An 18,747-nucleotide genomic window follows, 5' to 3' on the forward strand; every position below is an offset into this window, starting at 1 on the left:
ATGGCGGTCTCGATCCTCGCCGATTTCGCAAGCGCCGCATGACGCGCGGCCGATCCGCATTCATCTCACGCCAAACCTCAAAAACAGGAGCATCACGATGACGACTCAACGACTCACGACCGCAGCAGGCGCACCCGTCGGCGACAACCAGAACTCGCAGACCGCAGGTCCGCGCGGCCCGGTCACGCTGCAAGACTTCTGGCTCGTCGAAAAGCTCGCGCACTTCGACCGCGAAGTGATTCCCGAGCGCCGCGTGCACGCGAAGGGCTCGGGCGCTTTCGGCACGTTCCGCGTCACCCACGATATCTCGCGCTACACGAAGGCGAAGCTGTTCGCCGACATCGGTAAGGAAACGCCGATCTTCATGCGCTTTTCCACGGTCGCGGGCGAGCGCGGCGCCGCGGACGCCGAACGCGACGTGCGCGGCTTCTCGATCAAGTTCTACACGGAAGAGGGCAACTGGGACGTCGTCGGCAACAACACGCCGGTGTTTTTCATCCGCGATCCGCTGAAGTTTCCCGACTTCATCCACACGCAAAAGCGCGATCCGTACACGAATATGCGCAGCAATGTCGCGGCGTGGGACTTCTGGTCGCGTCATCCGGAATCGCTGCATCAGGTGACGATTCTCATGAGCGACCGCGGCATCCCGAAGAACTACCGTCAAATGCACGGCTTCGGATCGCACACGTTCTCGTTCATCAATGCCGACGGTGAGCGCTTCTATGTGAAGTTCCATTTCAAGTCGCAGCAGCCGCTCGAGAACTATACCGACGCCGAAGCCGCCGCCGTGATCGCCGCCGATCGCGAGAGCGCGCAGCGCGATCTCGTCGACAACATCGACAAAGGCAATTTCCCGCGCTGGAATTTCCGCATTCAGGTGATGACGGAAGACGAGGCTGCGAAGTCGAAGGTGAATCCGTTCGACATCACGAAAGTGTGGTCGCACAAGGACTATCCGCTGATCGACGTCGGCGTGATCGAGCTGAATCGCAATGCGCAGAACTACTTCGCGGACGTCGAGCAGGCCGCCTTCACGCCGGCGAACGTGGTGCCGGGCATTGGCTTCTCGCCGGACCGGCTGTTGCAGGGGCGTCTTTTCTCCTATGGCGACACGCAGCGCTATCGGCTCGGCGTCAACCATCATCAGATTCCGGTGAATGCGCCGCGTACCTCGGTCGCGAACACGTTTCATCGCGATGGCGCGATGCGGACCGACGGCAACCTCGGCGGCCGCGTGAACTACGAGCCGAACCGTTACGGCGAATTCGCGCAGGACGTGAACGCAAACGAGCCGCCGCAAGCGGGCGGGATGGTGCATCGCTACGACCATCGCGAGGACGACGATTACTACAGCCAGCCGGCAGCGCTTTTCAGACTCTTCGACGAAGCCCAGCGCGAACGCTTCTTCGGCAACATCGCGCGGCACATTCATGGCGTGCCGAACGAGATCGTCGCGCGGCAGATCGGGCATTTCCGCCGTATCGATCCGGCGTATGCGCAAGGCGTGATCGATGCGCTCGCGACGCTCGGGCAGACGATCGAAGAGCAGGACACCGCAGCCGTCTGACGGCGGCGCTTTCGGAAACACGGGAGAACACATCATGTCTCAGGCGTTGCATCACATCGCACAGGCCGTCGAGCAGATCGACGCAACGAGCGTTCGGGCATCGCGCGGCGTGCGCGTCGCGATCGCGTTCGGGATCGTCGCGGCGGGATACGGGCTGATCGTCGCGGGCGGTGTCGCGGGCGCGTGATAGCGTCGCCGTGCAATGAATCGTTCCCCGTTTATACGATAAACTGTCGAACGCTCGAAACGCCGCGCGGCAAGCTCTTGCGCGCGGCGTTCGCACCTTTCGAATCAACTCTCTCTCGGAGTCATCATGGCGAAGAAAGGCATTGCACCCGCCGTCAATATCGGCATCAGCGACAAAGACCGCAAGAAGATCGCCGACGGGCTGTCCCGCCTGCTGGCCGACACGTACACGCTGTATCTGAAGACCCACAACTTTCACTGGAACGTCACGGGTCCGATGTTCAACACGCTGCATCTGATGTTCGAGACCCAGTACAACGAACTGGCGCTCGCCGTCGATTCGATCGCCGAACGCATTCGCGCACTGGGCGTGCACGCGCCGGGCAGCTACAAGGACTTCGCGAAGCTGTCGTCGATTCCGGAAGCGGACGGCGTGCCGGCCGCCGAAGACATGATCCGCCAACTCGTGGAAGGCCAGGAAGCCGTCGTCCGCACCGCGCGCGAGATCTTCCCGGCGACGGAAGCCGCGAACGACGAGCCGACCGCCGACCTGCTCACGCAACGCATGCAGACGCACGAGAAGACCGCGTGGATGCTGCGCGCGATGCTGGCCTGAAGCGCTCGGCCTCGACATGACGAAACCCCGCTTTCACGCGGGGTTTTTGCTTTTCGGGCTGATCTAAAATAGCTCGTCGTGAATCTCGCTCCCAGGGTCCGCCATGTTCGCCCGTTTTCCGCTCTACATGCGCCTCGTGCGCCTCGACAAGCCTATCGGCAGCCTGCTGCTCTTGTGGCCGACGCTCAATGCGTTGTGGATCGCGTCGAGCGGCCATCCGTCGCCGATGCTGCTCGTCATTTTCATCGTCGGCACGATATTGATGCGCTCGGCGGGCTGCGCGATAAACGACTACGCGGATCGCGATTTCGACCGCTACGTGAAGCGCACGGCGGAGCGGCCGATCACATCGGGCAAGATCAAGGCGTGGGAAGCCGTGGCGCTCGCGGCGGCGCTCTCGCTCGTCGCGTTCCTGCTGATCCTGCCGCTCAACACGCTCACGAAGGAACTGTCGGTGTTCGCGCTGTTCGTGGCGGGTTCGTATCCGTTCACCAAGCGTTTCTTCGCGATCCCGCAGGCGTATCTGGGCATCGCGTTCGGCTTCGGCATTCCGATGGCCTTCGCCGCCGTGCAGAACCAGGTGCCGATGCTCGCGTGGATCATGCTCGCGGCGAACGTGTTTTGGTCGGTCGCGTACGACACCGAATACGCGATGGTCGATCGCGACGACGACATCAAGATCGGCATTCGCACGTCCGCGCTCACCTTCGGGCGATACGACGTGCTTGCCGTCATGCTCTGCTACGCGATAACGCTCGCGATTTACGTGGGCATCGGCGTCGCGCTGGGCTTCCGCTGGCCCTACTGGCTCGGCTGGCTCGCAGCGGCGGGCTGCGCGGTTTATCACTATGGGCTGATCCGCAATCGTGAGCGCATGGCGTGCTTCGCCGCGTTCAGGCATAACAACTGGCTCGGCGGGATGTTGTTTGCGGGGATTGCGTTGCAGTATGCACTGTCGAACTGATCCCGTTCGCGTGGATCGGGTGCCGCAACGTGTGCAACGCACGTTGCGACATCGCGCCGCCCGCTGTTTTATTCCGGCCTGCGAAATGGTCTGAGAACGACAAATTTGTTCACATTGAAGTCTCGCGGTCTTATCTTTTGATAAGTTCGCCAAGTTAGGCAACTAGCTAATCCTTTGGGCGCGTCTGAAAGACGCGTTATACACCGCCCGGCAATTCGATTGCGAACGCGCCGGCCTTCCTTCGACAAGCCAACCGAACGCCGCGGGGTATTTCCGCGCGGCTGCATTCGTTCGTTTGCTTTACTTCCAATGTGTCAGTCATGGGTTTTCTCGCTCGCTTCGATCTAGCCGGACTCGCATCCCGAAACGGAGTCACGTATCTCATCGAGACCGGCTATGGACGAGGCGACTCGTGCCGTGCCGCCTTGGGCGCGGGTTTCGCGAAAGCGCTGTCCTGCGAAATCTTCGAACCGCTCTTCGCCGAAGCGGAACAAAGCGAGCGGCTCAATGTGGTGAACGCGGACAGTCTCACCTTCCTGCGCTCCGATTCGGTGACCGGCGTGCTCGCCGAACAGCGCTGCCTCGTGTTTCTCGACGCACACTATCCGGGCGCGGACCATGGCGGCAAGAGTTACATGAGTCAGGAACACTCTCCGACCGAGCGCCTGCCGTTGCTCGCGGAACTTGAACTCATGCGCGGGCGGGCCAGTGACGCGCTTATCGTGCTGGACGATGTACGCATCTACCGGCGCGAGTTTCAGACAAGCTCCGGGACGCTTCCGGATTGGGCCGAAAACGGCTTCGATCAGGAAGCGGCGTTCCTCGAACTGCTGGCGTCGTTCGACTCCTCGCACACGCTGCACTGGCATTCCGAGGATACGGGCTACGCGGTCCTGTGGCCGCGCGCTTGGGGCGAATACGCGCTGAAAAAATGGGTGCTGCCCGGCGACCAGACGCAGCCGTTCGCGCTCACCCTAGGCGTTCCCGGCACGACGTGCATCTCGCTCAACCGCCGCTTGCTCGACGCTCGTTTCAGCAATCGCTGGCTCGTGGGCAATGGGCTCGATATCGGCGGCGGCAATGACAGCATCGCGCTGTATCGATCGTTGTTTCCGCGTATCGACAGGGTGACGGTCTACGAGTGGGAGCAGGGCGACGCGCAATATCTCGAGAACGTTCAGGACGACAGCTTCGATTTCGTCTATTCCGGGCACTGCCTCGAACACATGATCGACCCGCGTGTCGCGATGCGCCACTGGTTGCGCGTGCTCAAGCCGGGCGGCCATCTCGTCATCACCGTGCCGGACGAGGATCTCTACGAGCAGGGCATGTGGCCGTCGACGTTCAACGGCGACCACAAGCACACGTTCACCCTATACAAGCGGGAAAGCTGGTCGCCCGTTTCGATCAACGTTGTGGATTTGCTGCGCAGTTTCGAGCGCGAAGTCAGCATCAAGAAGGTCGAGCTTCTGGATCACAGTTTCCTGCACGGCATGGAGCGCTACGATCAGACGCGCACCGCATTCTCGGAATGCGGCATAGAATTCGTCGTGCAGAAACTTTGAGAGCGCGGCGCCCTCAAGCCCCGCCCAACTCATCCCCCATCTCTCTCGCCCGCGCTTCTGCCGCGAGCGCGCCGCGCACGATCGCATCCTTCACGCCTTGCGCCTCGAACGATGCGAGCGCCGCCGCCGTCGTGCCGCCCTTCGACGTCACGCGCTCGCGCAGCACGCTCGCCGGCTCGCCCGATTGCGCGGCCAGTTGCGCCGCGCCGGTGAAGGTCGCGACCGCGAGCGCGCGCCCTTGCTCCTCATCCATACCGAGCTGGCGCGCGGCTTCCTGCATCGCTTCGATGAAATAGAACACGTAGGCCGGGCCGCTGCCGGAGATCGCGGTGACGGCGTCGAGCTTCGCTTCGTCGTCGAACCAGACGGCCGTGCCGACCGCTTCCAGCACTTGCGACGCGAGCGCCTTCGCCGCATCGGTGACGCCAGGCAGCGCGGCGAGCCCCGTCACGCCCATGCCGATCAGCGCGGGCGTGTTCGGCATCGTGCGCACGATCTGCGCGTAGCCGTTCAGCCAGCGCGAAAGATCCGTCGCGCGAATGCCGGCCGCGATGCTGATGATCGTCTGCTTCGACAGATGCGGCGCGAGCGCTTCGGCCACGCTCTTGAGCACTTGCGGCTTCACCGCGAGCACGATCGCGTCGTAGCCGGCGAGCGCTTCGTCGACAGCCGCGCCCGTCGCGATGCCGAACTGCTTCGCCGTGCGCGCGCGCGCTTCGTCGTTGATGTCGATGGCATAGATGTCAGCGGGCGCCGTGCCGCGCTTGATGAGACCGCCGATGAGCGCCGCGGCCATGTTGCCGCCGCCGATGAATGCAATTTTCATGGTTGATGGTGAAGTCAGTTGGTGTAATTGCGCGCGCCGAAAATCGCGGTGCCGATGCGGACCATCGTCGCGCCTTCGAGCACGGCCGCTTCGAGATCGGCGGACATGCCCATCGAGAGCGTGTCGAGATCGAGGCCGTCGGCGCGCAGCGCGTTCATCAGTTCGCGCAGGCGCGCGTGCGGTTCGCGTTGCGCGTCGAGTGTTTCGGCGGGTTCGGGAATCGCCATCAGGCCGCGCAGACGCAAGCCCGGCAGGGCGGCGACCGCATGCGCGAGCGCGGCGGCCTCATCCGGTTCGACGCCGCTCTTCGATGCCTCGCCGCTCACGTTCACCTGCACGCATACGTTGAGCGCGGGCGCGCTTGGCGGACGTTGTGCGGAAAGACGTTCGGCGATCTTCATGCGATCGATGGAATGCACCCAGTCGAACTGCTCGGCGACGACCTTCGTCTTGTTCGATTGCAGCGGCCCGATGAAATGCCATTCGATTTCGCCGCGCAGATCCGCGAGCTCGGCGATCTTCGCGATGCCTTCCTGCACGTAGTTCTCGCCGAACGCGCGCTGGCCGGCTTCGAAGGCGGCGCGCACGTCGTCGGCGGGAAAGGTCTTGGACACGGCGAGCAGCTTGACGGAATCCGCATCGCGCGACGCTTCGTGCGCCGCCTTCGCGATGCGTTGCCGGACTTCTTCGAGATGTTGGGCGATGGACATGCTTGAGGCTCGGGACGGTCGAGCCGCTCATTATACGAAGCGGCCTCAACCGTACAGCAGATGTTCCAGCAGTTGAATCCAGTGCGTGACGGGCGTCGACGTGCCGCTTTGCAGATGCGCGATGCAGCCGACATTCGCCGACACGATCATCTGCGGTTCCAGCTTTTCCAGCCGGTCGAGCTTCTGATTGCGCAGCGTGTACGAGAGCTTCGGCTGCAAGACCGAATACGTGCCAGCCGATCCGCAGCACAGATGGCTGTCCGCAGGCAGGCGCACTTCGAGGCCGAGCGCGGTCAGCAGATGCTCGACGCGTCCGCGAATCTGCTGCCCGTGCTGCAGCGTGCACGGCGGATGAAATGCGACCGTATGCACGCCGCGCCGCCGCGCGAGCGCGACCAGCTCTTCTTCGTACATCGGCAGGATTTCGGCGAGATCGCGCGTGAGATCGACGATCTTTTGCGCCTTCGCCGAGTACGCCGGATCGTTGCGCAGCAGATGCGCGTATTCCTTGACGGTCGCGCCGCAGCCCGACGCGTTCATCACGATCGCCTCGACGCCGTTTTCGACATACGGCCACCATGCGTCGATGTTGTTGCGCACGTCGTCGAGCGCGTCGTCGTTGTAGCCGAGATGCAGGCGGATCGCGCCGCAGCAGCCCGCGCCCGGCGCCGTGACGATCTCGATGCCGAGCGCGTCGAATACGCGCGCCGTCGCCGTGTTGACGTTGGGCATCATCGCCGGCTGGACGCATCCGGCGAGCATCAGCATCTTGCGTTCGTGCTTGTTGGTCGGCGCGGCGAGCGGGCGCTCGGGCAGCGGAATCTTCGCGCGCAGCTTGCGCGGAAGAATGCCGCGGAACTGCTGACCGAGCTTCATCGCGGGCGTGAAGAGCGTGCTGTTCGGCAGGAAGCTTGCGAGCAGACGCCGTTGCAGACGCTGACGCATCGGCCGCTCGACCTTTTCTTCGACGACCTTGCGCCCGATCTCGACGAGCTTGCCGTATTGCACGCCGGACGGACACGTGCTTTCGCAATTGCGGCAGGTGAGGCAGCGGTCCAGATGCAGTTGCGTGCTGCGCGTGACGGGCGCGCCTTCGAACATCTGCTTCATCAGATAGATGCGCCCGCGCGGCCCGTCGAGCTCGTCGCCGAGCAACTGATACGTCGGGCAGGTCGCCGTGCAGAAGCCGCAGTGCACGCACTTGCGCAGAATGGCGTCGGCTTCGTCGCCATCGGCCGTGCCGCGGATGAAATCGGCGAGATTGGTTTGCATCGATGCGCCTAGAAGTCTGGATACAAACGCGCGCGATTGAAGATGCGCGCCGGATCGAACGCAACTTTCAATCCACGGTGAATTTTCATGAGCGGCGCCGGCAGCGGCGTGAAAACGCCTGCATTGCGATCGTAGGCGGAGCCGGCGCGGAAGATCGTCGCGTGGCCGCCCGCCTGTTTCGCGCTGATGCGCACGGTTTGCGGATCGGTGTCGGTGATCCACCAGCGTTGCGCGCCGCCCCATTCCATCAGTTGCGCGCCCGGCAGATGCAGCGGCTCGGCGATCGACGGCAAAGCGAGCCGCCACAGCGCCGAACGCGGTTCGATGACAGCGAAGAACGGATCGGTCTGTTCGCGCATGCCGATCCAGAATCGGTCGGCTTCGACCGCATCGACGACCTCGCCGCCGAGCGTGTTGCGCGCGGTTTTCACGGCTGCTTCGGCGCCCGCGAGACGCAGCGCGAGCGTGCCGTCGCGCCACGCGCTGCCGCAGATCGGCAGCGGATGCCCGCCCCATTCGTTGAGCTTGCGCACGCCGTCTGTCGCGTGCATGTCGAATTTCAGCGTGGCTTCGGCGACGGGGCGCGGCAGCACCTTGATCGACAGTTCGAGAATCAGGCCAAGCGTGCCGAGCGATCCGGCGAGCAGGCGCGACACGTCATAGCCCGCGACATTCTTCACGACTTGCCCGCCGAAGTGCAGCACTTGTCCGTGGCCGTTCATGACGACCGCGCCGAGCACGAAGTCGCGCGGCGCGCCGGTCCATGCGCGTCGCGGGCCCGCAAGCCCCGCGGCGATGCAGCCGCCGAGCGTCGCGTTGCGCCCGAAATGCGGCGGCTCGAACGGCAGCATCTGATTGTGCTCACGCAGCGCGGCTTCGATTTCGGCGAGCGGCGTGCCGCTTCGAGCGGTGATGACGAGCTCCGCCGGATCGTACGCGATGATGCCGCGATACGCCCGCGTGTCGAGGATCTCTCCCTGGAGCGTCTGACCGTACCAGTCCTTCGTGCCGCCGCCGCGGATACGCAGCAGCGTGCCGGTTTCTGTGGCGCGGGCGATCCTCTCCGACCAGCCGGCGACGACGTCGTCCTGTTCCATGGGTGTTCCGCTCTCGAATTCTGGTTTTCTATGGCAGTCCGGTCGATTGTACCGGCCGCTTAACGGCGCCACACGCGGGGAAACGTGGATAGCGGAACGCGTTCTCCCGGCTAGAAGCGCGGCAACTCGGGGTGCGGCAACAGGCCGCCGCGCACGTGCATCTTGCCGTATTCGGCGCAGCGCGCGCGCGTCGGAATGCCCTTGTCGGGGTTGAGCAGACCCGGCGGATCGAACGCGCGCTTCACGGCGAAGAACGCGTCGCGCTCTTCGGGCGAGAATTGCACGCACATCGAATTGATCTTCTCGATGCCGACGCCATGCTCGCCCGTCACCGTGCCGCCGAGTTCGACGCACGCCTCCAGGATGTCGCAGCCGAACGCTTCCGCGCGATGCCACTCGTCGAGATCGTTGCCGTTGAAGAGAATCAGCGGATGCATGTTGCCGTCGCCCGCATGGAACACATTGATGCAACGCAGCGCGTACTTCTTCTCCATCTCTTCGATGCGCGCGAGCAGCGGCCCGATCGCGCGGCGCGGCACGGTGCCGTCCATGCAGTAATAGTCCGGCGAGATGCGGCCGGCCGCCGGAAACGCGTTCTTGCGGCCCGACCAGAACTTGAGGCGCTCGGCTTCTGAACGCGAGATCTGGATGCGCGATGCGCCGTGTTCGCGCAGCACCGCCGTCATGCGGACGATTTCCTCGGCGACTTCATCGTGCGTGCCGTCGGATTCGCATAGCAGGATCGCGGCGGCGTCGAGATCGTAGCCCGCGTTGACGAATTCCTCGACGGCGCGCGTCGCGGGCTTGTCCATCATTTCGAGTCCGGCCGGGATGATGCCCGCCGCGATGATCGCGGCAACCGCGTTGCCGCCTTTCACGACATCGTCGAAGCTCGCCATGATGACTTGCGCGGTCTGCGGCTTCGGAATCAGCTTGACGGTGATCTCCGTGACGATCGCGAACATGCCTTCACTGCCGATCATCACCGCGAGCAGATCGAGGCCGGGCGCATCGGGGCCGAGCGAGCCGAATTCGATGACATCGCCGTCCATCGTCACCGCGCGCACGCGCAGGACGTTGTGAACCGTGAGCCCGTATTTCAGGCAGTGCACGCCGCCCGAGTTTTCGGAGACGTTGCCGCCGATCGTGCACGCAATCTGCGACGACGGATCGGGCGCGTAGTAAAGGCCGAACGGCGCGGCGGCTTCCGAAATGGCGAGATTGCGGACGCCCGGTTGCACGGTCGCCGTGCGCGCGTACGGATCGACCTCGATGATCTTCCGGAAGCGCGCGAGCGACAGCACGATGCCGTGGCGGATCGGCATCGCGCCGCCGGAGAGGCCGGTGCCCGCGCCGCGCGGAACGATCGGCACGGCGAGACGCGCGCAGATCTGCACGACGCGCTGCACCTGCGCTTCAGTTTCAGGCAGCGCGACGGCGAGCGGCAAACGCCGATACGCGGCGAGGCCGTCGCATTCGTACGCGGCCGTGTCTTCCTCGCGAAAGAGCAGACAGTGCGTCGGCAGCACGGCCATCAGCGCCTGCACGACTTCACGCTGACGCGCGGCGAGCTGATCTTCGGTCAGCGCCGGCGCGTCTTCGTGCGGCAGATTCGGCGACATCTGCTCGGCTTTGAGCTCGTCGGGTGCGTTCACGTCTCCTCCTTGTTCGATGACCGCGCGGTCGGCGCCGCGTCTTCATGCGTGCATCTTGCGCGACTTCGTCAGCCTTCGAAAGCGAAGATTTTCCCCGGATTCATCAGATTCTTCGGATCGAGCGCCTGCTTGATGGCACGCATCGTGTCGACGGCGTCCTCGCCGTGTTCGTCGATCAGAAAGCCCATCTTGTGCAGCCCGACGCCGTGTTCGCCGGTGCAGGTGCCGCCCATCCTCAGCGCGCGTCCGACGATGAGCCGATTGATGCGCTCGGCTTCTTCGAGCTCTTCGGGCTTGGCCGGATTGAGCAGCATCGCGACGTGGAAATTGCCGTCGCCCACATGCCCGACGATCGGACTCGGCAAGTACGAGCCTTGCAGGTCCTTCTCCGTTTCCTCGACGCATTCGGCGAGGCGCGAGATTGGCACGCAGACGTCGGTCGTGACGGCGCGGCAGCCGGGCTTCAGTTGCAGCATCGCGAAGTAGGCGGAATGGCGCGCGTTCCAGAGACGGCTGCGATCTTCGGGGCGCGTCGCCCACTCGAAGTCCTCGCCTTTGTTTTCCGCGACGATGTCCTGCACCGTTTGCGCCTGTTCCGCGACGCCGGATTCGGTGCCGTGGAATTCGAAGAACAGCATCGGCGATTCGCGCAGCGTCAGATTCGAATGCTTGTTGATGGCGCGCACGGCGAGCTTGTCGACGAATTCGACGCGCGCGATCGGCACGCCCATCTGAATGGTTTCGATGACGGCGCGCACGGCGTCGCCCATCGACGGAAACGCGCACACGGCCGCCGAAATCGCTTCGGGTTGTGGATAGAGGCGCACGGTGATTTCGGTGATGACGCCGAGCGTGCCTTCCGAGCCGACGAAAAGACGCGTGAGGTCATAGCCCGCCGACGATTTGCGCGCGCGCGTGCCGGTTTTGATGACGCGGCCATCGGCGAGGACGACGGTGAGCGCGAGGACGTTCTCGCGCATCGAGCCGTAGCGCACGGCGTTGGTGCCGGAGGCGCGCGTCGCGGACATGCCGCCGATGCTCGCGTCCGCGCCCGGATCGATCGGAAAGAAGAGGCCGGTGTCTTTGAGCGCTTCGTTCAGTTGCTTGCGCGAGATGCCGGGCTGCACGGTGACGGTGAGGTCTTCGGCGTTGATCGAGACGACCTGGTTCATCTCCGACAAATCGATGGAGACGCCGCCTTGCACCGCGAGGAGATGGCCTTCGAGCGACGAGCCGTTGCCGTAGGGGATGATCGGGACGTCGTGTTCGGCGCAGAGCTTGACGATGGCTTGCACTTCGTCGGTGCTGCGCGCGAAGACGACGGCATCGGGAAGTTGCGGATCGAACGGCGATTCGTCGCGGCCGTGGTGTTCGCGCACCGCTTGCGCAGTGGAGACGCGGTCGGCGAATTGCTGCTTCAGGGCATCGAGAAGCGCGGCGGGGAAGGGGCGTTTCTGAAGCGCCTGATGTTCGGTCGGGTGATTCACGTGCGTGTCTCCGGGCGGTGCGGCTTTGGTTTCTGTTCTGGGCGTGGCTTTGTATCTCATTTTACGCCGTCGGGGAGCCGGTCGGCGCCGCGGGCTTCGCGCGGAGGCGCGTGCCTATAATGGGTCGGGGTTTTTGTCCGCTTTTCAGGAGTCGATGATGGGTCACCGCTTGAGCAAGATCGCCACGCGTACCGGCGATGATGGAACGACCGGGCTGGGCGATGGAAGCCGCGTTTCCAAGGACGATGCGAGGATTGCTGCAATCGGGGATGTGGATGAGTTGAATTCGTGTATCGGCGTTTTGCTTTGTGAGCCGATGCCTTCAGATGTTCGGGATGCGCTTACTCAGATTCAGAACGATTTGTTCGATCTCGGCGGCGAGTTGTCGATTCCGGGGCATTCGATGATTCAGGAATCGCATCTCGCTCAATTAGACGCGTGGCTGGAGGAGTACAACGCGACATTGCCGCCGCTCAAGGAATTTATTTTGCCGGGTGGGTCAAGGGCGGCGGCGCTGGCGCATGTCGCGCGCACTGTCTGCCGTCGGGCAGAGAGGGCTATTGTCGCGTTGGGGCGCATTGAAACAGCTGGGGTTAATGAGGCGCCGCGGAGGTATGTGAATCGACTATCCGATCTTTTATTTGTTCTTGCGCGAGTACTTAATCGCGCGGATGGCGGCGAGGACATCCTCTGGATTCACATCAAATCACCTATGTGAAGGCGGCCATATTGGCATATACGTCACGCCGTGTTGCTTATTGAAGCCTTTTGTAGTTTTCCAAAGAGAATAACCATGATTCTCCACGCTGAGCCCTTTTGCGTTGAGTTTAGACGTCGATTCGGTATTCTCTGAAATTATTTCCTGTGCGATTTTGTCGCCACTCCGACTAGAAAATCGGAGTACTCTGTGGTCATTGATAACCAATACAACACTGAGGGCGCGACTACATCATGCACAGCGAAAATGCTCCGGCAATGACGCTCGCGGAGATGAGAGGCTGCGGATGGGAGTTAATCGTAAAAAATAACCTTTGCAAAGGTTATACCGGTCTTTTCCAAGATTTTTCGAACGCCGCCACGTCCGCAGTTGGAGAGAAAGACTTAAGAAAGGGTGAGTGCTTGAGGCTTCTAGCCCATGCGACTTCGATGATGCTCGCACCGATGAGCATCAATGAGCCATTCAGGCCGATGTTGTCGCTAACCGATGGAAGGCGTTCCGCGCTTCCGTCGGACTTTTCGATCGAAGACCTGAGCCTACTCGCTAGCTTCGTTGACTTCGTAGACAACCCTTGGCTAAGAGCAAGGTTATCGGACCTCGCTTGGCTCACGTTGAGGCCGCCGAATCCGAAGTTTGCGTTGATGGCCATCAACGCCTACGTAACGATTCCGTTGAGGCTTGAAACTTGGATTGCTGGTGGAGATGACTGCTGGCGTCGCGCCGTAAGCTTGGCGAGGATGCTTAGGCGAACCGCGGAGAAGGATCTGCAAGCTATTGAGTCGGCTGCCCTGGCGCGTTTTCTCCAACTCGATGCGAGCGATGGATTCATGGCCTTCTGGCTGGCAGAGTTTATGAGGCAAAATCGATTTGGGACAGCTGCTGCTTATGCTATTTCCGAGAGTCCGGGGGCAATTGCGTTCGTCCTTGGAGAGAAAAACGAGTTTCATGCAAGCCGGACATATTTTGAAGAAGCGGAGCATTGGTTCTCGGCGATGGGGGATAAAAATAGCTCGGCGCAAATGCTCGCGAATCTCGCCAAAGCATGGGAGGCTGAAGCGGATGCAGCACTATCGTCATATGTACCCAGCAACATGGTCGCGGCAGATTTTTATGAGAAGGCTATACAATCGTATCGCCGAATCCCCGGCGCGCTTAGGGGTCAACACGCTGTCGAGAAGCGGATCGCCGAAGTGCACGAAAAGTTGACTAGAGCGGGCGCTGGGGCATTAGGTGAGATGCACGTGCTTCGCTCGGACCCGATTGATGTTACGGAGATAATCGACCGTGCAACAGATCTCGTGAAAGGAAAGGCGCCGCTGGATGCGTTAAATGCGTTTGTGAACGTTACACGAGGGATAGGTGCTGAACAGCTGCGTAAACGATCCGAGCAAAGCCTCAAAGAATTCCCGTTGTTGTCGCTTTTTGCCGCGGTTTATTACTCGCGCGACGGTAGAGTAATCGCAAAGCGGCCCGGTGCTGGGCCACGAGACCACGGCTCAGATGATCATGATGCGGCGGTCCATGCTGAGATGATGCGCGAGTACAGAATGCAATTAGGTCTGGTAACGCAAGCGCTCATTTTACCGGCACTCGACATGATAAGGCTTGAGCATCGACTGCGTCGCGCCGACTTCGCAGCGCTGGCATATAAGTCACCGATCGTTCCGGCGGATCGAGCCGAAATGTTTGGACGAGGTTTGTATGCCGGATTCGATAATGACTTTGCTGCCGCTTTACATCTGTTGGTACCTCAAGTCGAGCACGTAGTTCGATACCAACTCAAAGCGGCAGGCGCTAAGACGACGAATGTTGCTAGAAACGGCGTTGAGAATGAGAATGGGCTGAGTACACTCCTGGAATTGCCAGAGTTAGAGCAGGTTTTTGGTAACGACCTCGCGTTCGAAATGCGCGCGCTCTTCTGCGATCCGTTGGGGTGGAATATCCGCAACGAACTCGCTCATGGCTTACTGAACGAGGATGACTGCTTTTCTGCAGGTTCCATCTACGCCTGGTGGTTCTGCCTGAAGCTTGTCTTCCTCCCCTTTTGGAATGCAACGCAGAACGGGGAGACAGCGGACGACGAAGGGCCAATATCGACCTGACCTACGCAATCATAGTCGTAGTATGTGGTTTGGAAATGCTGGAGTCGGAACAAATCGGCATTGTGCGTCGGCAAGCCCGCACAATGCCGAGCAAATCAGTTAATTGCCTCCACCCCTCACAACCCGCCGCTGCTTCACCGCTTCCGCCAGTCCTTCAAGCACGCCGACACTCTCATCCCACCCGATACAGGCATCGGTAATACTCTGCCCATACGTCAACTCGCACCCTTCCTTCAAATCCTGCCGCCCGGCAACGAGATGCGATTCCACCATCACGCCGACAATCCGCTCATCTCCAGCCGCAAGCTGCTTACCAATATCCTCACAAACCGGAATCTGATTTTCATGCTTCTTCGAGCTATTAGCATGACTCGCATCGATCATTAACCACGCCGCCAACCCCGCCTTCCCGATATCCGAGCAAGCCGCATCCACACTCGCAGCATCATAATTAGGCGCTTTCCCTCCGCGCAAAATGATATGGCAATCCTCATTCCCCGCGGTAGAAACGATCGCCGAATGCCCGCCCTTGGTCACTGAAAGAAAATGATGCGGCTGCGAAGCCGCCTTAATCGCGTCGACGGCGATCTTCACGTTCCCATCAGTACCGTTCTTGAACCCAACAGGACAGGACAGCCCCGAAGCCAATTCCCGATGAACCTGCGATTCCGTCGTCCTAGCCCCAATCGCTCCCCACGAAATCAAATCGGCGATGTACTGCGGGCTAATCATGTCGAGGTATTCGGTCCCAGCCGGCAGCCCAAGCTCATTGACATGCATGAGCAATTCCCGCGCAGCCCTCAACCCATCATTAATCTTGAAGCTGTTATCCATATACGGATCGTTGATGAGCCCCTTCCATCCAACGGTGGTACGCGGCTTTTCGAAGTACACGCGCATCACGATCTCAAGCTCACCCGCAAAGCGACGACGCTGCTCGATCAACTTCCCCGCATATTCCATAGCGGCCTTCGGATCATGAATCGAGCAAGGTCCGATGATGACGATCAACCGGTCATCCATCCCATGAAGAATGCGGTGCATCGACTGCCGCGCGTTATAGATCAGCTCCGAAACCGGCTCGGCGCAGGGGAATTCGCGGATCAGATGCGCGGGCGGGGTCAGCTCTTTCAGTTCACGGATACGAACGTCATCGGTATTGTGCGGGGGCATGTCGGTTCTCCAACGGCAGCGTTCTAATCAAACTATCAGACGAAAAAAAACCGCCAGGCTCGCTGGCGGTTTTCTCGGGAATTCGGTCTTTCAACCTGTGTACGACTCACCCTCTCGATCCGCCAGCGGTCTGAGATGCCAAAAAAAATAAAAATAAAACTTGGCGGACATGATGGATCGAAGGCGTGTCAAAAAAGTTGTGACTGCTTTTATAACCTCAAACGCACGGCGTTGACAACCCCGCAGCTACGAGAACGCGGACAATCCGCATCGGATCATGCGGCGACACAGCAAAGACACGCATCCGATGCGGAAATCCCGCATGAACCATCAGACCGTGCCGCCGACCGTCATCTTCTCGATACGCAACGTCGGCTGACCGACGCCCACCGGCACGCTCTGTCCTTCCTTGCCGCAGACGCCGACGCCGCTATCCAGCGACATGTCGTTGCCGATCATCGTCACGTACTTGAGCGACTCAGGCCCGCTGCCGATCAGCGTTGCGCCCTTCACCGGATACGTGATCTTGCCGTTCTCGATCATGTACGCCTCGGACGCCGAGAACACGAACTTGCCGTTGGTGATATCGACCTGACCGCCGCCGAAGTTCACCGCATACAGGCCGTTCTTCACCGACGCCAGAATCTCCTGCGGATCCTTGTCGCCGTTGAGCATGTACGTGTTGGTCATGCGCGGCATCGGCAGCGCGGCGTACGATTCGCGGCGCGCGTTGCCCGTCACCGGCATCTTCATCAGGCGCGCGTTCAGCGAATCCTGAATGTAGCCCTTGAGAATGCCGTCTTCGATCAGCGTCGTGCACTGCGTCGGATTGCCTTCGTCGTCGATATTGAGCGAGCCGCGCCGATTCGGCAGCGTGCCGTCATCGACGACGGTGACGCCCTTCGCCGCGACCTGCTCGCCGATGCGTCCCGCGAACGCCGACGAGCCCTTGCGGTTGAAATCGCCCTCCAGGCCGTGTCCGACCGCCTCGTGCAGCAACACGCCGGGCCAGCCCGGCCCGAGCACGACGGTCATCGCGCCGGCCGGAGCAGGGCGCGCTTCGAGATTGACGAGCGCGGCATGCACGGCGTCGTCGACGTACTTCTGCAGGATCGCGTCGGTGAAATAGCCGTAGTCGAAACGTCCGCCGCCGCCGCCGGTGCCGATTTCGCGCCGGCCGTTCTGCTCGGCAATCACCGTCACGGAGACGCGCACGAGCGGGCGCACATCCGCCGCGAGCGCGCCGTCGCTGCGCGCGACCAGCACGACATCGTATTCGCCGGCCATGCCGGCCATCACTTGCGTAATGCGCGGATCTTTCGCCCGCGCCATTTGCTCGACGCGTTCCAGCAATTTCACCTTGGCGGTGGCGTCGAGCGAATGCAGCGGATCGGCGGCGAGATAAAGATCGCGGCCCGACACGCCCGTAAGCGTGCTCGCCGGCTTGATCTTGTGCTTGCCGCCGCCCGCCTTGGCGATCGCGCGCGTGGCGATCGCGGCCTGACGGATGGATTCGGGCGAGAGGTCATCGGAATACGCGAACGCGGTGCGCTCGCCCGACACGGCGCGCACGCCGACGCCCTGATCGATGCTGAAACTGCCCGATTTGACGATGCCTTCTTCGAGACTCCACGCTTCGCTGCGCGTGGACTGGAAATAGAGATCCGCGTAATCGACGCGATGCGTGAAGATTTCCGCCAGCGTGCGGGTGATCAGGCCTTCGTCGAGGCCGTAGGGCGTGAGCAAAACGTCCTTCGCCGTGACCAGGTTACGAATGCCGGGTTCGATGATATTCATGCGGTGCCTATTGCGTGTTCTGTGACGAGTTCGATGATATTTGCAGACGATTTGCAGCCTATTCTACGTTCCGATTCGCTCACATCATGTGCGGGGAGAAACCCGCGTCTTCAAGTTCGCGCGTGCTTCAACGGAGCACGCGATGCCGGTAAGCCGGCAAACTCTGTCGCACGGCGGCGATGCGCTTCAGATCGATGCCGCCGATCACGACGCCCGGTCCTTCATCCTTCACATCGACGATTTCGCCCCACGGATCGATCAGCATGCTGTGACCCCACGTGCGCCTTCCGTTCTCGTGATTGCCGCCTTGCGCCGCCGCGAGCACGTAACACTGATTCTCGACGGCGCGCGCCGTGAGCAGCGTCTGCCAGTGCGCGCGGCCGGTCGTGTAAGTGAACGCGGATGGCACGACCATCAGCGCGCAATCGCCGAGCTTTCGATACAACTCCGGAAAGCGCAGGTCGTAGCACACCGACAATCCCACGCGTCCGAACGGCGCGTCGAATGAGCGTACTTCGTTCCCCGGAAAGATCGTGCGCGCTTCGTCGAACGATTCCTCGCCCTTTTCGAAATTGAACAGATGAATCTTGTCGTAGCGCGCGACCTGCTGTCCGCGCGGATCGAAGACGAGCGTCGTGTTCATCACGCGATCCGGTTCCGGCGACTGCAACGGCAACGTCCCGCCGATGATCCATACGCCGTGTTCGCGCGCCGCGTCGGAAAGGAACCGCTGGATCGGTCCGTCGCCCGGCGTTTCGCGGATCGCGAGCTTATCGGTGTCCTTGAAACCCATGTAGCAGAAATATTCGGGCAGGAGCACCAGTTGCGCGCCGCTTCGCGCAGCCTGGGCGATAAGCCGTCCGGCGTCCGCGAGATTCCGGTCGCGGTCCGGCGCGCTGACCATCTGCAGCGCGGCGACCTGAAACGGGGCCGCGCTTTCGCTCGATCTTTCGCTCATGTCTTGGGTGCGCTGTCTAAAAAGGGGACGAAAACCGCGCCGCCGAACGCC

General features: G+C 61.7%; 16 protein-coding genes. 7 read left to right on the forward strand and 9 right to left on the reverse strand.

What is annotated here, in order from left to right:
- The first annotated feature begins 97 nt into the window (after window positions 1–97).
- The 5 genes from QCE49_RS01695 to QCE49_RS01715 all read left to right on the forward strand — a co-directional run bounded on the left by QCE49_RS01695 (window position 98) and on the right by QCE49_RS01715 (window position 4,901).
- A complete protein-coding gene (locus tag QCE49_RS01695) occupies window positions 98–1,570 on the forward strand; it encodes a catalase (protein ID WP_250456594.1) in 1,473 nt (490 codons plus the stop codon).
- 34 nt (window positions 1,571–1,604) lie between these two features.
- The gene (locus tag QCE49_RS01700; protein WP_160172877.1) at window positions 1,605–1,757 is read left to right on the forward strand and encodes a hypothetical protein; all 153 of its coding nucleotides are present in this window, start codon (window positions 1,605–1,607) and stop codon (window positions 1,755–1,757) included.
- Window positions 1,758–1,883: 126 nt separating this feature from the next.
- Entirely contained in the window at window positions 1,884–2,372 is a 489-nt protein-coding gene (locus QCE49_RS01705) for a Dps family protein (protein WP_008351500.1), read from the forward strand.
- Between the two features lie 103 nt (window positions 2,373–2,475).
- Window positions 2,476–3,336, forward strand: coding sequence for a 4-hydroxybenzoate octaprenyltransferase (gene ubiA / locus QCE49_RS01710; RefSeq protein ID WP_008351498.1), 861 nt, complete (start codon window positions 2,476–2,478; stop codon window positions 3,334–3,336).
- Window positions 3,337–3,656: 320 nt separating this feature from the next.
- A complete protein-coding gene (locus QCE49_RS01715; RefSeq protein ID WP_250456593.1) occupies window positions 3,657–4,901 on the forward strand; it encodes a class I SAM-dependent methyltransferase in 1,245 nt (414 codons plus the stop codon).
- Window positions 4,902–4,914: 13 nt separating this feature from the next.
- Here QCE49_RS01715 and proC read toward each other — a convergent pair whose 3' ends face one another.
- The 6 genes from proC to QCE49_RS01745 all read right to left on the reverse strand — a co-directional run bounded on the left by proC (window position 4,915) and on the right by QCE49_RS01745 (window position 11,948).
- Window positions 4,915–5,727 carry a pyrroline-5-carboxylate reductase gene (proC, locus tag QCE49_RS01720; RefSeq protein ID WP_250456592.1) on the reverse strand — a complete coding sequence of 271 codons (813 nt, stop codon included), beginning with the start codon at window positions 5,725–5,727 and terminating at the stop codon, window positions 4,915–4,917.
- Between the two features lie 14 nt (window positions 5,728–5,741).
- Window positions 5,742–6,437 (reverse strand): YggS family pyridoxal phosphate-dependent enzyme, encoded by a 696-nt coding sequence (locus tag QCE49_RS01725; RefSeq protein ID WP_250456591.1) that lies wholly within the window; start codon window positions 6,435–6,437, stop codon window positions 5,742–5,744.
- 45 nt (window positions 6,438–6,482) lie between these two features.
- Entirely contained in the window at window positions 6,483–7,709 is a 1,227-nt protein-coding gene (gene glcF / locus QCE49_RS01730; protein WP_008351491.1) for a glycolate oxidase subunit GlcF, read from the reverse strand.
- An 8-nt stretch (window positions 7,710–7,717) separates the two neighbouring features.
- The gene (gene glcE / locus QCE49_RS01735) at window positions 7,718–8,806 is read right to left on the reverse strand and encodes a glycolate oxidase subunit GlcE (RefSeq protein ID WP_008351489.1); all 1,089 of its coding nucleotides are present in this window, start codon (window positions 8,804–8,806) and stop codon (window positions 7,718–7,720) included.
- Between the two features lie 110 nt (window positions 8,807–8,916).
- Entirely contained in the window at window positions 8,917–10,428 is a 1,512-nt protein-coding gene (locus QCE49_RS01740) for an FAD-linked oxidase C-terminal domain-containing protein (protein ID WP_033536577.1), read from the reverse strand.
- A gap of 101 nt (window positions 10,429–10,529) precedes the next feature.
- Window positions 10,530–11,948: an FAD-binding oxidoreductase gene (locus QCE49_RS01745; protein ID WP_250456590.1), complete on the reverse strand. Its 1,419-nt coding sequence runs from the start codon at window positions 11,946–11,948 to the stop codon at window positions 10,530–10,532.
- Window positions 11,949–12,105: 157 nt separating this feature from the next.
- On the opposite strand from QCE49_RS01745, the gene QCE49_RS01750 reads away from it, so the two are divergent.
- Both QCE49_RS01750 and QCE49_RS01755 read left to right on the forward strand, forming a co-directional pair.
- Complete coding sequence (locus QCE49_RS01750; RefSeq protein WP_250456589.1) at window positions 12,106–12,666, forward strand: cob(I)yrinic acid a,c-diamide adenosyltransferase; 561 nt, start codon at window positions 12,106–12,108, stop codon at window positions 12,664–12,666.
- Window positions 12,667–12,899: 233 nt separating this feature from the next.
- On the forward strand, window positions 12,900–14,768 hold the full coding sequence (locus QCE49_RS01755) for a DUF4209 domain-containing protein (protein WP_250456588.1): 1,869 nt from the start codon (window positions 12,900–12,902) through the stop codon (window positions 14,766–14,768).
- Window positions 14,769–14,867: 99 nt separating this feature from the next.
- Here QCE49_RS01755 and aroG read toward each other — a convergent pair whose 3' ends face one another.
- From aroG to QCE49_RS01770, 3 genes are all read right to left on the reverse strand, one after another.
- A complete protein-coding gene (aroG, locus tag QCE49_RS01760) occupies window positions 14,868–15,941 on the reverse strand; it encodes a 3-deoxy-7-phosphoheptulonate synthase AroG (RefSeq protein ID WP_250456587.1) in 1,074 nt (357 codons plus the stop codon).
- A gap of 330 nt (window positions 15,942–16,271) precedes the next feature.
- Complete coding sequence (tldD, locus tag QCE49_RS01765) at window positions 16,272–17,738, reverse strand: metalloprotease TldD (protein WP_008351481.1); 1,467 nt, start codon at window positions 17,736–17,738, stop codon at window positions 16,272–16,274.
- A gap of 127 nt (window positions 17,739–17,865) precedes the next feature.
- On the reverse strand, window positions 17,866–18,696 hold the full coding sequence (locus QCE49_RS01770) for a carbon-nitrogen hydrolase family protein (protein ID WP_034470653.1): 831 nt from the start codon (window positions 18,694–18,696) through the stop codon (window positions 17,866–17,868).
- Window positions 18,697–18,747: the final 51 nt, after the last annotated feature.

Source organism: Caballeronia sp. LZ008, from assembly GCF_031451435.1.
GTDB classification, from domain to species: Bacteria; Pseudomonadota; Gammaproteobacteria; order Burkholderiales; family Burkholderiaceae; genus Caballeronia; species Caballeronia zhejiangensis.